Annotated in this window: 13 protein-coding genes and 2 pseudogenes; 8 read left to right on the plus strand and 7 right to left on the minus strand. The window is 42.0% G+C overall.

The window, feature by feature from the left end; genetic code table 11:
* Nucleotide 1: 1 nt before the first annotated feature.
* Nucleotides 2-634 (minus strand): 3,4-dihydroxy-2-butanone-4-phosphate synthase, encoded by a 633-nt coding sequence (locus tag GP480_RS02625; RefSeq protein ID WP_160095621.1) that lies wholly within the window; start codon nt 632-634, stop codon nt 2-4.
* A gap of 530 nt (nt 635-1,164) precedes the next feature.
* On the opposite strand from GP480_RS02625, the pseudogene GP480_RS04090 reads away from it, so the two are divergent.
* The 8 genes and pseudogenes from GP480_RS04090 to GP480_RS02660 form a co-directional block, all read left to right on the plus strand.
* Nucleotides 1,165-3,072, plus strand: a pseudogene (locus GP480_RS04090) (DNA translocase FtsK); the annotation flags it as partial.
* Nucleotides 3,073-3,150: 78 nt separating this feature from the next.
* Nucleotides 3,151-3,321 (plus strand): annotated as a pseudogene (locus tag GP480_RS04100) (DNA translocase FtsK); the annotation flags it as partial.
* A 179-nt stretch (nt 3,322-3,500) separates the two neighbouring features.
* The gene (locus GP480_RS02635; RefSeq protein WP_160095623.1) at nt 3,501-4,172 is read left to right on the plus strand and encodes a hypothetical protein; all 672 of its coding nucleotides are present in this window, start codon (nt 3,501-3,503) and stop codon (nt 4,170-4,172) included.
* A 43-nt stretch (nt 4,173-4,215) separates the two neighbouring features.
* The gene (locus tag GP480_RS02640; RefSeq protein ID WP_160095625.1) at nt 4,216-4,932 is read left to right on the plus strand and encodes a hypothetical protein; all 717 of its coding nucleotides are present in this window, start codon (nt 4,216-4,218) and stop codon (nt 4,930-4,932) included.
* A 42-nt stretch (nt 4,933-4,974) separates the two neighbouring features.
* Entirely contained in the window at nt 4,975-5,562 is a 588-nt protein-coding gene (locus GP480_RS02645; protein WP_160095627.1) for a hypothetical protein, read from the plus strand.
* Nucleotides 5,563-5,660: 98 nt separating this feature from the next.
* Nucleotides 5,661-6,254, plus strand: coding sequence for a hypothetical protein (locus GP480_RS02650; protein WP_160095629.1), 594 nt, complete (start codon nt 5,661-5,663; stop codon nt 6,252-6,254).
* 25 nt (nt 6,255-6,279) lie between these two features.
* Nucleotides 6,280-6,789: a hypothetical protein gene (locus GP480_RS02655; RefSeq protein WP_160095631.1), complete on the plus strand. Its 510-nt coding sequence runs from the start codon at nt 6,280-6,282 to the stop codon at nt 6,787-6,789.
* Between the two features lie 286 nt (nt 6,790-7,075).
* Nucleotides 7,076-7,366, plus strand: coding sequence for a hypothetical protein (locus GP480_RS02660; protein WP_160095633.1), 291 nt, complete (start codon nt 7,076-7,078; stop codon nt 7,364-7,366).
* 362 nt (nt 7,367-7,728) lie between these two features.
* On the opposite strand, the gene GP480_RS02665 is transcribed toward GP480_RS02660, so the two are convergent.
* The 6 genes from GP480_RS02665 to fabG form a co-directional block, all read right to left on the minus strand.
* Nucleotides 7,729-8,412: a GNAT family N-acetyltransferase gene (locus GP480_RS02665; protein WP_237111306.1), complete on the minus strand. Its 684-nt coding sequence runs from the start codon at nt 8,410-8,412 to the stop codon at nt 7,729-7,731.
* 105 nt (nt 8,413-8,517) lie between these two features.
* Nucleotides 8,518-8,955, minus strand: a complete 438-nt coding sequence (locus tag GP480_RS02670; protein WP_160095637.1) for a hypothetical protein — start codon at nt 8,953-8,955, stop codon at nt 8,518-8,520.
* Between the two features lie 387 nt (nt 8,956-9,342).
* Complete coding sequence (locus GP480_RS02675) at nt 9,343-13,065, minus strand: FAD-dependent oxidoreductase (protein ID WP_160095639.1); 3,723 nt, start codon at nt 13,063-13,065, stop codon at nt 9,343-9,345.
* A 249-nt stretch (nt 13,066-13,314) separates the two neighbouring features.
* Complete coding sequence (fabZ, locus tag GP480_RS02680) at nt 13,315-13,770, minus strand: 3-hydroxyacyl-ACP dehydratase FabZ (RefSeq protein ID WP_160096114.1); 456 nt, start codon at nt 13,768-13,770, stop codon at nt 13,315-13,317.
* A gap of 6 nt (nt 13,771-13,776) precedes the next feature.
* Entirely contained in the window at nt 13,777-14,508 is a 732-nt protein-coding gene (locus GP480_RS02685; RefSeq protein WP_237111307.1) for an OmpH/Skp family outer membrane protein, read from the minus strand.
* Nucleotides 14,509-14,570: 62 nt separating this feature from the next.
* The gene (fabG, locus tag GP480_RS02690) at nt 14,571-15,311 is read right to left on the minus strand and encodes a 3-oxoacyl-ACP reductase FabG (protein ID WP_160095641.1); all 741 of its coding nucleotides are present in this window, start codon (nt 15,309-15,311) and stop codon (nt 14,571-14,573) included.
* Between the last annotated feature and the right edge of the window lie 261 nt (nt 15,312-15,572).

The raw sequence follows: 15,572 nt of genomic DNA on the forward strand, positions 1-15,572 counted from the left end.
ATCAAAAGAGAATGCTAGTGCCTTTCTCTTTCAGATAAGAAATTAAAAGATCTATGCTAGTAAGACAAAGATCATGCTTCTTTGCAAACTCGCTTAAATAGGGCAATCTAGCTGCATCACCGGTTTCATCAAGTATTTCGCATATCATAGATTCTGGCTTAAAACCAGCTAAACAAGAAAAAGTCGCAGCACCTTCAGTGTGCCCGGAGCGAATCGCCAACCCCCTTTCTTCTATCATCAATGGAAAAACATGCCCAGGTGAAACAAAATGATCCTTTCTAACATCATCATCTACCAATAGACGCATGGTATGCACACGATCACGAACAGATATTCCCGTGCTCACACCTTCTTTTGCTTCGATGGTAGTGACAAATCTAGCAACATTGGATGAGTCACACGAACCAGACCGCTTAATGAGCTCCAACTCGAGTTTTTCGCATAAACTTTTGGTTACACAGACACATGGAAGACCACGACAGTGGGTAACTACAAAATTCATGATCTCGCTTGTGAGTATTTGAACCGGTACTACTATATCACCCTCATTCTCCCTATCGCCGGAGTCAACAAGAATAAAGGGCCTATTTCTTTCTCTAAGTTGGCGTATTACCTCTTCTATTGTGGAAAACATTTATATAGCAAGTTAGGCAATGTATAGAGTAAAGCATGTTCCTATAAAAATCCAATGTCTAGGCCCACTGCAATACAAAAATAGTATACCTCTATACAAGTACAGCATTTACCATAGCATTCTCACAATTCACACGATAACCTCCTCCATGGTTGTTCTAAGGCCGTTTTATCGGTGCATTTTCGGTATTTCGCTCTCTTAAAGTGGCCTTCAATCGATGCTACACTGCTAGCCCATATCAAAGAAAGGTCTTAGTGAGGATGGCAAAAAAAATCAAACACTTTCTTTATGTACTTTTATCAATAATGTGCAGACTTGGATTGGTTTTCCTAATGGTTTGCAGCTTAAAAAGTGGTCAGGACATACCTTCTTTTACCACTGCAGCAGAGTTAGAGAGCAGCAAATTCGTATTTTTTGGTCGGTCAGCAGCAACCTATCTGATGACTCTAATTGGAGTTGGATTCTACCCACTCTGTACACTATTTGTATGCAGTTTCATTCTTTCCAGAGAAAAAGTCATTCTTTTAGGGATGTTAATTCTTATATTGATCACATTATTATCAAAGGTCCCACCTTCGGATGAATGGCTATTTGGATCATATGGGGGAATCGTAGGTTCGTTACTCGCGGGTTATTTCGACCACCCACACGTATCATACTTCTTGATAGCATTGATAATCATCCTGAACCTATGTATCTTCAATCTTCTCACGATAAGGAAAGTAAAAAAAGTTGCAAGAAAAGCATTTAGCATTGTGAAATTACTTGCCTCTTTACCGCTGTTGCTGCTTAAGAAGAAATTAAAACTCAAGTCACACAACAATAAGAAAAACACTGTCGTACGAGAGGTCCATATATACAACGAGACGCGGGAAGAAGATTTTCCGGTCAAATACACATACAACCTCATCAAAGAGAAAGAACCACACGAAAATGAAGAAGATAAAACTCGAACCTCTTCTGAAATTCAGGAGAAAGCTTCTCATAAAGTCTTAGCCCCTATAATTGAACCCGAGAAAAAATCACTCAACGATAAAATAGAGCCATCGGGCACAAAATCATTTTCACAGAAGAAGTCTATTCCGGCCGCTGAAGAACATGTCAAAACCGGGAAAACAAACAAATTTTCCTCTTTCAAAGAAAGCTCACTTGTGGAAAAGTTTGCCTCTCACAAAATCAGAAAGAAATCCAAACCCCGGACTTTTCCTATCAAGACAAACACAATACCCCCGCTAGATCTACTTAAGGAACATAACTCTGAGCCTAAACAACCGGAAGACACGCAAAAAGAAGGTGAGAATCTGAGAAAAGTATTAGAGGACTTCAAAATAGAGTGCAAAGTCGTCGAGATCACAGTTGGACCTGTAGTAACACTATACGAACTACAGCCAGCAGCTGGAATAAAATCGTCCTCAATCATTGCTCTTTCAGCGGATGTTGCAAGAACAATGAGCGCTATCTCAGCAAGAATCTCCATCATACCAGGACGGAACGTAATTGGAATAGAACTTCCAAATAAGCACAGAGAGGTTGTACTCTTGCGAGAAATCTTAGAATCACATGAGTATCAAGCACATAACAAAGTCCTCCCCATAGCACTTGGTAAAAGTATCAATGGTGAACCAGTAGTTGTGGACCTTGCAAGAATGCCACATCTTTTGGTTGCTGGCACAACGGGATCCGGGAAATCCGTGGCAATAAACGCAATGATCCTCTCATTGATATACAAGCTTGAGCCTGACAAATGTAAACTCATAATGATAGACCCTAAAATGCTCGAGCTGTCTATCTATAACGATATTCCCCATTTACTTTCGCCTGTCGTAATAAATCCCAAAAAGGCTGTAGTCGCACTAAAGTGGGTAGTCAAAGAAATGGAAGAACGCTACCGACTCATGACAAAACTCTCTGTGAGGAATATTGAGGGCTACAACAAAAAAGCCGAGGAATTTATAAAGGAAGGAAAGCTTTTTGAGTATGAAGAAACAATTGGGATAGATCCTACAACAAAAGAAAAACTCACTCGCACACGAAGTATAGAACTCGAGAAGTTACCCTTCATCGTAGTGATAGTTGATGAGATGGCAGATTTGATGCTTGTTGCAGGAAAGGAAATTGAAACATCTATACAAAGACTAGCACAAATGGCTAGAGCTTCGGGAATTCACATAATAATGGCAACACAGCGCCCGTCGGTGGACATCATTACTGGTGTGATTAAGGCAAACTTTCCAACTAGAATCAGTTTCGCAGTTACGTCAAAAATTGACAGTAGGACTATCCTTGGTGAACAGGGTGCAGAACAACTTCTTGGGCGCGGTGATATGCTGTATATGGCCTCTGGTCAAGTACCTGTGAGAATACACGGACCCTATGTAAGCGATGCCGAGGTAGAAAAAATTGCAGAATATCTGAAAAAATCCGGCAGTCCGCAGTATAACGAAAATATCATGCTTGAAGAAGAATCAGACGAAGATACGGCGATCAGTGTTGCTGGTGGCGATGATTTCAACTCTCTCTACACACAAGCAATAGAAATAGTAAGGAAAGATAATAAGGTCTCAATTAGTTATATCCAAAGACGACTCTCGATTGGATATAACAAGGCTGCAAAACTTGTTGAAAAGATGGAAGAGGAAGGCATTGTTAGCCCGCCAAATAATGCGGGCAAGAGAACCCTCCTTTAGCAAATTTAGGACCGCCCACAAGAACAAACTTCACAGGATCAATAACTAATCCTCTATTTAGAGACAATTACGGCAGTCATAACAGTCCGTTTGTTCTGTTAGAAATTGATATTGCTTTCAATTCTAATAAATTAATAATATAATCCTTTATTTACTTTTTTATAAAATATTTAATATTAATGCATAATCCATTTGAACAGGGCAGTCCGCAGCCAAGTGATGAAGAGCCAGGTGCTGTAGGAGGTCAACAACAAGACGATCCGCAGCCAAGTGATGAAGAGCCAGGTGCTGTAGGAGGTCAACAGCAAGACGATCCGCAGCCAAGTGATGAAGAGCCAGGTGCTGTAGGAGGTCAACAGCAAGACGATCCGCAGTCAAGTGATGAAGAGCAAGGTGCCGCAGGACCTCCTGATGATCCCATTCGCGCCGCTAGGAGATTTTTACTCAGCGGTCTCACTATCACAACAGAGGTGGCCAATATTCTCGCCTTTGGAGGTGGACCATGGTTCGCATTCTTAGTTGCTGCATGGGCCTATCTCAGACACCCTCTTTCACGACGTGCTGTTTGCCATCTTCTACAGGAGACAGGATATGTTACCCAACACCAGATTGCTATGGTGGAAAGCACACGACAACACTCTAGCAGGAGGGAATCACTGCTTATGGATCTCGTACGAATTGTGATGTGCACCACTTTAGTAGTCCATTTAGTACTCGGACTATGGACTGAGACTGGTATGGGAAGCCCTTTTGCAAATCCAAGAAGAGATAACAGCGGCGATGGGCCTCCTCAAGGACCACTTCAAGACCCTGACGTAAGCGGAGACGAAAGAGATAGGGAATTTGATTAAGTTTTAAGTGATGTATATAGTGACAAGGTAAAAAATATTAAATATGTTAGGTTCAGGTGAGAATGGGTCTAATCAAGACAATGGTGACTTAGGCAATAATCAACACACACAAGATTCGGGGAGAGGAACACAGCAAGATGATCCGCAGCCAACCGGTGAAGAGCAAGGTGCTGTAGGAGGTCAACAGCAAGATAATCCGCAGTCAAGTGATGAAGAGCAAGGTGCTGTAGGAGGTCAACAGCAAGATAATCCGCAGCCAAGTGATGAAGAGCCAGGTGCTGTAGGAGGTCAACAGCAACAAGGTGCCGCAGGACCTCCTGATGATCCCATTGACAGGGCTGCCTTGTTTGTATTCAACACTGCCGCCTTAACAGTAGAGGCATGCGATCTTGCGGCCCTTGGATGTGAGTTAAGATTCGTATTCTTAGTTGCTGCATGGGCTCATCTCAGACACCCTCTTTCACGAAGGATTGTTCGCAGCCTTATGGAGAGGGGAGGATATATGACGTCAGGGCAGCTTGCCCAGGCGGAAAGCAGACGATCGCCTGCTTCCGGGAATGAATCACTGCTTGCAGATCTCTTGCAACTTATTCTGAGCGTCTTTTTCGTGTTGTATTTACTACTTGGACTATATCTTGCAGCTGGTACGATAACTCCTATTGCAGATCAAGAAAGAGATAACAGCGGCGATGGGCCTCCTCAAGGACCACTTCAAGACCCTGAGGTAAGTGAAGAAGAAAGAGGGATAGAGTTTGATTGAGTTTTTAAGTAATATATATCGGCAATATAAAAAATATTAAATATGTTAAATTCAGGTGAGAATGGGTCTGATCAAGACAATGGTGACTTAGGCAATAATCAAGGCGCGCAGGATCCTGGGAGAGGTCAACAGGAGCAGAATTCCGATGGTGGAGTTCGGAGGAGAGGCGGACGTTCTAACTCTAATCAAGACGGTGGTGGCTCCGGCAATAATCAAGGCGCGCAGGATCCTGGGAGAGGTCAACAGGAGCAGGATTCCGATGGTGGAGGTCATAGGGAAGACGCGGGTAATGGGGAAGCTGGTCGATGGAACCCACGGAATTTCATTGTGGTTACGTGCACATTACTAGGTAATTTTTGCTTTCGCGAAGCAGATACAAGAATTCGGCAACAAAATCAGCGTGGTCGTGGGAGTGGGACAGACAAAGACGGTGGAACGCCTACTCCTGAACTGATAGCTCCTGAAGTATTCGTGCTACTGGCCGGATTCCTATGGTTTTTTGCGATATTCGTAGCGATAAGTGGTGGTCTGGGAAATGGAAGAGATGGAAACGAAAATCTGGGAAATATAGGAGAGCTTGAGGAGGCGAGTGTAACTGGAATGGAGGAAAGACAACAGAACCGTGGCTAAGTTTTTAATCAGGATCTGCCAATATAATCTGGTCATACGAAATAGTACATGTACTGAATTCAGGTGATGGAGATCCTCATGACGATGAAAGTGTGGATATGAAAGAGAACAAACAGGATCAAGCTCGAGGTGCCGGAGGAGAGCAGGAGAGTCACCAGGAACAAAATGGTGACCAACAGGCAGCTGGGAGAACCCGAAGAAGACGTGGCGTAAGAACAGCGGTAGGGGATCAACACAACGCTGCTGGGGAAGAGACAAGCAGCGCAGGAGGAGAGGATACCCCTCAAACAGATGGAGTAGAACGACAAGAAGACGTTCCAGAAGATGATGAAGCAAAACAACTTCAGTGGGTTTTCGTCCTTCTTGTTTTTGCCTTTTGTGTGAATTATCTGCTTCGGGCATCGCTTATTAGAGTCAGAGATCACGCTAGAGGCATGCAGGGTGAAACAGAAGAGGAAGGAAAAGAAAGCCCTCTCCCACAAATCAGTCCCTTAAGCATGTTGATGGCAGGTTGGTTCTTGTATGCTTCACTAGCACTCGCAACAGCAATGTCAGGCTTCCTTGGTGAATCGGGCAGACAACTGAGAGGATTTCTACAGAGTGGAGGTTTAAATACAGAAGGAGGGGCACTTACAGGTGAACTGGATGATCCAGAAACAGAAGAACATGATAAAAACCGTGATTTTGGCTAGATCTTGAGTACAAATAAAAGACAAAATGTGGAATCCTAATGACCATCCTGATTTAAGTACATCAGAAGACGAGTCGGATGTTCAAGAAGCAAGAGCGGCCATACAACAAAACAATCATGATTCTGCACAAGAGACACCTGCAGGAGATATTGGGCGTACAAATTCCCCTCATGTACCTCACGCGGGTGTTATTACAGCTTCACCTGACACCTTTATCATTGCCTTTACTGCCCTATTCACACCTTGTGTATGTTTTTTATTGCATCACATGATCTCGTCTTCCATCAGTCCAACCATACGTACTCAGGATTCAAAAGAACTAGATCAAGAACGCGGAATTGACTCTCCCGGGAATGGGGAAATTGGGCTACATCTTGTGCTATTCCCACTTTCCATGTTGCTCTGCTTTTTATGCACGTGGTGTATTCTAGGATTGGGAATTGATATACAAGAAGCAGAGCAACCACCACGGGGAAATATTAACTATCCCGAATCAGAGGAAAGAGAGCAAATGCACGATACAGGAGCACCCTAATACTTCAAAAAGCACTATCTAGCCAACTAGCAGCATGGGTACTCTAAAGACGCTTTATCACTCAGCAATATAAGTGTGACCTTAAGGTGCCGAAATCATGATTAACTGAGGAATTTTTCCGGTAGCACTCAATAAAATAGTAAAAAAATTAATTTACTTTTGATAAATTAAACCTCATAATAGGATTTGTACACAGACAGTATATATTATGCCTAGACCAAAACATCTAAAGCCATTGCCGTTACTACATTTCATGACTCCACAGCAGCATGCTTGCATTAAAAATATGGAAAAATCACATGAACGCGAAAGTCAAGGCCAAGGTGACTCAGGCGTCAGGGAAGGAAAAGGTGATGCACACGAAAAGAGCGGTGCTGCTAACCAGCAAAGCCTGAAAACTGAACCGCTGATATTCCTAAAAAAACTCAGAGGAGCGGCGAGAGTTGAGAATCCTTTTGGACCTTTTCCTCAGAGCGGAAAGCCCTATGTTCCATCAAGTGAGCAAGCACCAGCGGCGCAATTAGAAGGAGAAGTAACGTGTACGGATTGCTGTAAAAGTTGTTTTAAAAACACATAACAGATTTATGGAAAATGTGGGATCACGTGGTGCACCTAATATATCAAGCTTATTGATATATACTTATTGGGCCTAATTGCAGCCCACTTTTTTACTTCTCTAGAAATACTTTTCTTAGCATCATACGAAAAAACGCACCGAGTTTTGTTTACCAAACGAGATCCAGTCACAAGTGCATTTTCTCATTTCTGTGAAAATATGGTTCTTGACGCTACATAATGAGTAAGTAGATGTAAACTCGATGTATACTCAATAACGCCTAATTGGAGATTAACCTGCTCGCTCCAACGAAAATATAACACCCAGAACAATACAAAGGGCAAAAGCGCGTACAAATTTATTAGAAAAACGTCGGAATATATTCAGAGACACCTTGAGTAGTATAGTCCAAGTCCACCAAGCATCCTGAAACCCATTTTTCTGTATAAGCTCTCAGAAATTGGATTGATACAATGCGCAATTGCTGCATCGCAACCTAGTTCCTTCACCAAGGCGAGCCGCTGTAGAACCAATTGCATTCCTATACCACACTGTCTATACTCCTGGAGCACGCCATCAGCATAAAAACACGCCACGCGTTCATCAAGATAGAAACCACATACACCCACGATTTTGCTATCTAAGGAAACAAGAAAGAACCGAAGTCTATCCGGATCAGCTTCTCCTATACCTCGAAATGATGGGACCAATATTCCGGGCCTATGCCAGAAGATTCTCGACGATAACTCATCAAATAACTGTACTTCTTCTAGGGTAGAGATTGGCTTAAATTTTATAGAAACATTACTCTTACTAGAATGTATTGTATATCTTGAAAGATCTAGGAAAGCTTTTTTCGGGTTACTTGTGCGTCTGATATTATACTTACCAAGGTACATTTTTAGAACACTCATACTTGGCTCGACGGCCCAGGACATGTCCCAGCCCCTCTCATTAAGATGTCCCAGGATCGTTACAAATTCAGACTCGGTTACTGCATTTGAGCAGAACACATAGTTGAATAAAGAATCCTTGACACCATTATAAACGATAATATGATCCCCCACCGCAATAGTTTCCCATTTGGAAACCTCCGCTAGATAGCAAACATACTGCCGAAGGTTACGGGAATGAAGTAAACCACTCATAATTCACGGAATTCAGCTGCAGCATTAATGATCAATACCCCGGCCTGCGCTCGGTCCCAAACTAGGTGTAGAATCAGGTGACAAAACCGGACCCTCACTTTGAGGAGCAGGTGGAGAAACACCCTCAAGCCTCAGCACACCAGCCACCCTTTGGGCCTGCTGGGCTAACTCTGATTGTAACTCTTTAGCTTGACCCACCACATCTGGTAAACCAAATGTACTCAGATCAGAGAGTTTTAGCATCCCTTCACAGATATTCCCGGACAAAAGACCCATTGCACCACTACACTGCTGCCCAGCTTGATCGATATTACCAGTCTGTGCAGAAACAACACTCGTGTTAAGGCCCTTTACTGCTTCAGCAATGTTTACAACACCTCCACTACCACCTTCTTTAGCCATTTTGGATTGAATCATTGCCTGCTGCACTGAACCCATGCCACCACCATCTGAGCCTTCCATAATCCTTAACTAAATTTTCAAAAACGCCTGCGTAAATTTTATCACAGTGACGATAAAAAATCTCCTAAACACGCCCTTTTTTTGCGCTGAACACCTTTAAGGAATACACTCTAGAGCATATACATATGGAGGAATAAACCGAAATTATCCTCCATGATCGGGTTGTGCGTGTAAAAGTAAGCTACCACTTCTTACTGAGTATAGATGAGAAAGATAAGAAAATTTTGAGCAACCGATCTACCTTCAACGGCGGCTAATAACTATGCACAATACGCTATCTCGCGTTCAACGGATCCTGGAACAGGAGGAATATGCACACTATTTTTCCCACCCAAGCATTATAATGCAAATTTTGCATTTGACAGACCACACAAAAGAAGTACAACGCTATTTTTGCTCCATCTGGGACTTACAATACAAGTAATTTAATTTTTCTGTTAGGGAATTCTGTTTTAGTCTTTGGGAGAGAAAGTGAAAGTCCGTAATCTCCATATTCTGATCTTGGTTGACACAACTATATACGTACTCTTCTTTCCCATTGATGTATCTCCTCTGTATACACTGAGCACATATACCTTGCATCATACATTGCATCGGCGAGTTAATCGATGCAATCGCTTTTAGGGTGGGTTTGAGAATGTGTCTATACTTAGCAACAAACCTTTGTACAGCAGACATCAACGAATCTGAACCTATTGTAATAATACGGTCAAGTGCTTCAGCTTTTATAGGAAGCAATATTTCTCTTCTGACGTACTTTTCAAGAGCGATTATCATGTTACCCATAAGAGAAACATCGCAAGACCTATTAGAAGGAAATTTCCCTTCATCGCAAACCCAGACAACACAATCTGAAAAAGTCTCTATCATGTCCACTTTGAAACGATCGCTCAACTTTTTGTAACCAGAAAAATAAAGTACATTACAACCATTTTTTTTCATTGCTTCAGCTACAGAGAATAACACTGCATTACCAAGTCCCCCTCCAATGAGAAGAACATTTTCATTTGCAGGAATCTCAGTAGGTGTGCCTAGTGGACCAGTGAGAACAACACTTTCGCCCACTTTAAGGAACTTACATAAATACGAAGATGCGCCTACCTCTATCACAATGAGCGAGATAACACCGTTGGTTTTGTCAACATAGGATCCGGTCAAAGCTATAGCTTCTATCTCAAAAGGGTAATTAAAGTTCTGCAGTTTGTAGAACTGTCCGGGCATGAAATTCTTAGCAGGAAGTGGCGCACAAATACGGAGCTCATAAATATTATTTGAGAGAGTTACTACTTCCAGCACCTCTGCCTTGAGCAGATGCTCCATCATCCTTAGAAATCTTTCGTTATCAATCTCGGGAGAGTAATCATTAACAACGTGCCTATCAACAGTAGACTCTTTTGCGGAGATTTCACAGTAGTTATTGGTCTCACTACAATCCAAGGTGTAATTATTCTCCTCGACCTTATACTCACCTTGATTAGCATCACTTAATGCTCTCTGAAAACCACATGGACTAAGATCTGATATGCCAACACTAATATCATTAGATATATGCAGAGCGCGAGATCCTATCATAGAACCTACGGATCCATAACAAGATGGATCTCCCGTTTTTGATTTACTAGAAACCTCACCATTGCTACACGTATTGCTGGATTCATAGTAAGCGGATAGAGTTTCACACATTTCTAAAGGAGGATTTTTCAACAGCTTCTCTGTTATGAGATGATACTTATCTTTTGCACTAGCCATCGCACCAACAACGCTCCCAGCATAATTCTGATCTAGATCACCAAAAAAAGTGATATTAGATTCTAGGCCACCGTACCATAGGGGAAATGCGTCCTTCAGAGCTGTACTGGGTTTAGTCCCTGCTGCTACAATAATACTCCTTGCACTTATTGTAATTCTCTTACCCCTTTGAAGACAGACTACCTCTTTTGCGGACGCATATTGATCTAGAAGAATTTCTAATGGTTCAACTTCTTCGATGAACTCCACTCCCTCACACAACGCATTATTGAGTTCTTCGTAATTTATACGATATGCTGGACTGTCCTCTATTCGCTTACGATAAACTATCTTCACACCGCCAAGCGATTTAAGAAATTGTGTCTTATTTTGGGTTTTTCTGAGCTCTCTAGCATGTGAGACAAATTCATATGCTATTAGCTTTTCCTCTTCGTTCCAATTTTTTTCTACTTCTGGAACACCGTATATACTGACTAAGTAGTCATATCTTTGTAAAAATTTCTCGACCTGAACCTTGTAGTAAACAAGAGCCTCTGTTGCGGAATCTACAGCAGTAAGTCCCCCACCTATGACAACTACAGGCATACGCATTTGCAGGCAGGCAACTGAATCCTTTTTAAATGCTCCACTGAGTTGTAGTGTCATTAAAAAATCTGAGGCAAACCGTACGCCTCTAGCGAGAATATTAGTTATATTAGGAATATTGGGACTACCGCTACCAACACATAAAGCAACATGCCCAAACCCTAATTTGTTACAATCCTCAATAGTAAGGTTGGAGCCAAATCTCACACCACCAAAAACATGAAAGTTCTCCCTTCTCTCAAGAAGTAATCTTATCAGCTTGAGATAATTCTTATTCCATCTAACCGTAATACCGTATTCTATAACTCCGCCAAACCCTTGAACAACTCTCTCATCAAGATTCTCGTAGAGCTCATGAATATCCTTGATCAGCACAAAATCCTTCTTACTTCTGACTGAACACCCATCTGTAAGGGAAACAATCTCTGCTGAACACGAATCCTTCCCTGCTGGATCAGGATCCTCTGTGCCGTTTAATATTGGGGTCCCGGATAAAGCCTGCTCAGCTGAGCAAGAACTTTTGTATTCCCAATCCAATCTTCCTGTATACTTTGATGGTAAAGACTCTATTTTAACACCATCTACCAAAACTACTGTGTGTCCCTCATTGAGGAGATAATGTGCTAGAGTGAAACCAGCTGGACCAGAACCAGAAATGAGCACCTTTTGACCCGAGAGTTTCTGGGGAAGCTGCTTGTTAGGACGTAAAGGATTCCACCTTGTTAGAAGGCTATAGATTTCAAAGCCAAACGGTAACTCTAGAACAGCATCCAGAATTGCAGTTTCTATTCCCGGAATATTAACTGGTTCCTGCTTCTGATAAATACATGAACGCATACAATCGTTACAAATTCTGTATCCCGTTGCAGCACACATAGGATTATCGAGTGTTACAACAGCTAACGCGGCAACAATTCTACCCTCGGAATACAACTTGTTCATCTCGGAAATCCTCTGCCCCAAAGGACATCCCTTTTGTGCTATTCCCAATGCTGATTTTCTATACCCTACCCCTGGTGAGGAAAACCCGGTTCTGCAGGTATCCTTTTTGCGAACATGACATATCAAGCAATAACAAGCTTGATCCACGCTGGAAATTTCATCTAATCCAGAATCAGCTAATTGAAAACCATTACGCGATTTATACACACTCTTTTCTAGGATAATCAATCCATCCCTTTCAACACGCTCGAATTGTATAAGTGATTCAAAATCAAGCTTTTTAGGCAAATGAAATAAACCACCACGATATTCTTTGGGAAAACAGTGTGATAAAGCTGCACCAGCACGACACCGGTAAGTTTTCTCTGGACCATGGAAAGTGCTATCCGTCTTGTCTACAGCTTCAACCATATATAATGCATACTGAGCAGCAAGATCCAACTCTACTGAATATTTTTCTCGCTCCTTGAGCCATTCAAGGACTTTTTCTGCATACAAGACTTCATCAAACTTGGGTAGGTTCAGAACGGTTTTTAGTTTTTGTTCTACCGTAGGGAAAGGTATTGTTTTTGTATATTCTCTTAAAGCGATCCTCTCAATAAAACTCCGCTTGCAGAGATGTATTGCGTTCGCTCTTCTTATGGAATTAGCTTTTTCCTCAAATACCTCTTCTATGCGGAAGAGTTTCACTATGAAAGCTTCTACAGCAGATGCAAGTGAAACTATGTCTCTCACCGGCTCCTTGAGTGAACGTAAAAAATTTGCATGTAGCACTCCCAATTTTTCGATATCATACAGTTCCTCAACCTTTGGAAAACCGCGCCCAACAGACATTACAGTTAAAAGAAAAAATCCGCGCTAGTCACAAAACGTCTTCACATTTTTTCACTATAGCACTCCTAAAAACTCTAACACAGCGCTTACTGTTTGAGGCAAGAGAACAACAATCATATAGGAAAACCTGCACATCTCTACCAACAAGGTCGCTAAAGGAAAACCCAGGTCAGACACCTGTGAAAAGCGTACACAAACAACATATTCACTTGTTCGAATGAGCAAGAAAACAGACAAATATTTTACCCATTATTCTGACTGGATTGTCGCCATAATTGTCGCCTCTACACAGAGCTCATCAGCTACATAAGCTCCAGCTTCAAACTTCCAGAAACTCATTGATTTCTTTAACAAAGTTGCACTTAGGAGAATCTGAGTATCGGGCAAAACAGGCTTTTTGAACTTCGCTTTTTCAATAGAGGCAAAAAAGAATGGTTTCTTATGGTACTTCTCTTCAACACTCATCATGGCGTATACACCAGCGGCCTGGGCAAGCGCCTCAATGAGCAACACACCCGGAGTAATCGGAAAACCAGGAAAGTGCCCTTGAAAAAACCAGGCATCAGAACCAGGCTTCCATCGGCAAACTATGGACTGAGATTCCCTGTCAATCTTCACTACCTCATCCAAGAATAAAAAAGGATCCCTATGAGGAATCTTCTTTTTTATCTCTTCACGAGATAACAAAACGTCCCTAGCATCCATCAAAACTTACTTTTTGTTACCTCTAGATGATTTCTTTTTCGATTCACCTTGCTGAGAAAGACTACCATTGGAATCAGATTTTATTTCAGAGGACATAGAATTAGACTCAATACGGCTTTCATCAGGATTCAGTCTCGCGACAAGCTCACCCGTGATGTCAACAACTGTAGCAGAATGGTACAACACCTGATTTGCATTCAGCACCAAGTCAAATTTCTCTTTAACAGCATAGTCATCGACAAATGACTTTACTTTCTTCCCTATCTCCTCCACACGCGACATATAGTCATTCTCGATCTCGGAAGCACTCTTTGCAGCATCCTTTTCAGCCGAAGAGACCTCAGTTGAAAGAGCCTTTGCCTTCTCATCAAATGCCTCTTTCGAAAGAACATCTCTTTGCTTTTCAAGCTCTTTATACTTTTCCTCTATCGCAGTCCTAGTAGAAATAAACTTCTCCCGTACAACGGCCTGCCTTGCCTTTATGTCTTCCATAAGCGCAGACGCTTCTGAAGAATTTTCAAAAATGACATTTACATCGGCCAACGCGATCTTTAAATCAGCAGCCGCCAAGTTACTAGACAGCAGAAGAGCTGCAAACAAAAGAGGGAGCTTACGCATCACACAAGGGATATCCAAAAACAGGTGGAAGTATACACGATAATGCCATTCAAAACCACTCATAATAAAAACTTCACCTGAGAAAGCCGAGGATTCTCCAGTGTAAAAAAAGCAGCTCATCCGATAGAAAGACAAGCCCGCTTATACACAAAAAATTAGAGATATTTTCAGATATATAAAAACTATACCATTAACATTCCACCGTTCACGTGGAAAGTCTGTCCTGTAATATAGCTTGCCATATCACTAAGGAGAAACGCGACAATGCCACACAGTTCCTCCGGTAATCCGACCCGCTTCATCGGAATAGTAGGAAGCACTTGAGCAATTTGTTCTTCTGTGAGTTTATCTGTCATGTTAGTCTTTATAAAGCCGGGTGCAATGCAATTCACAAGTACGCCCTTCGACGCAAACTCACGAGCAAAACTTTTTGACATACCTATGATCCCAGCTTTTGCTGCACAGTAATTTGCTTGACCTGGGTTCCCCATTACCGCGACAACCGACGAAATATTCACTATTCTCCCATATTTTTGACGCATCATTAGTGCCGCAGCACCCTTATTAAGGATAAAGCTCGCTGTCAGATTAACATCAATTACTTCCTGCCATGAGTCCAGCCCCATACGCAGAGATAATTTATCGTTTGTCATTCCAGCATTACACACTAACCCATCTAGGCCACCCAGTTTTTCTTTACAACTCTCTATGAGCAGGTGCACATTCCCCAAATCCGAAAGGTCCTGCGTGACAACATGCGCACCGCCATCAATACTTCCGTTCAGGGCATGTAATTTTGCCTCTTTAGTACCTGAGATAACAAGTCTGGCCCCAAAAGCATGAAGAGACTTAACTAATGCTTCTCCTATACCTCCAGATGCTCCAGTAACCAGTATACGCTTATCCCGGAGACCAAAATCCATATCAAGACTGCTAAAATAGAATCAGGAGGCAGTTTAGCACCATGCGTAAGTAAAAAACAAGAACAAATCAAGAATTGTATACAAGCAAAAGCTTCCAAACTTTCACACTAGTAAACCATCGGAAAAGCAAAATAGCTTTTTTGGATGAATTCCGGTCACATAAACTCACTGCCCACAGCTACGTCAGACCGCCAAATTCATTTTTAGTGCTCTGGACTATTTGATGTCTAAAATGCATGTCTTGCACTTTGCTTATTGTGA

The sequence above is a fragment of the Neorickettsia findlayensis genome, from assembly GCF_009856525.1.
In the GTDB taxonomy this organism is placed as follows: Bacteria; Pseudomonadota; Alphaproteobacteria; order Rickettsiales; family Anaplasmataceae; genus Neorickettsia; species Neorickettsia findlayensis.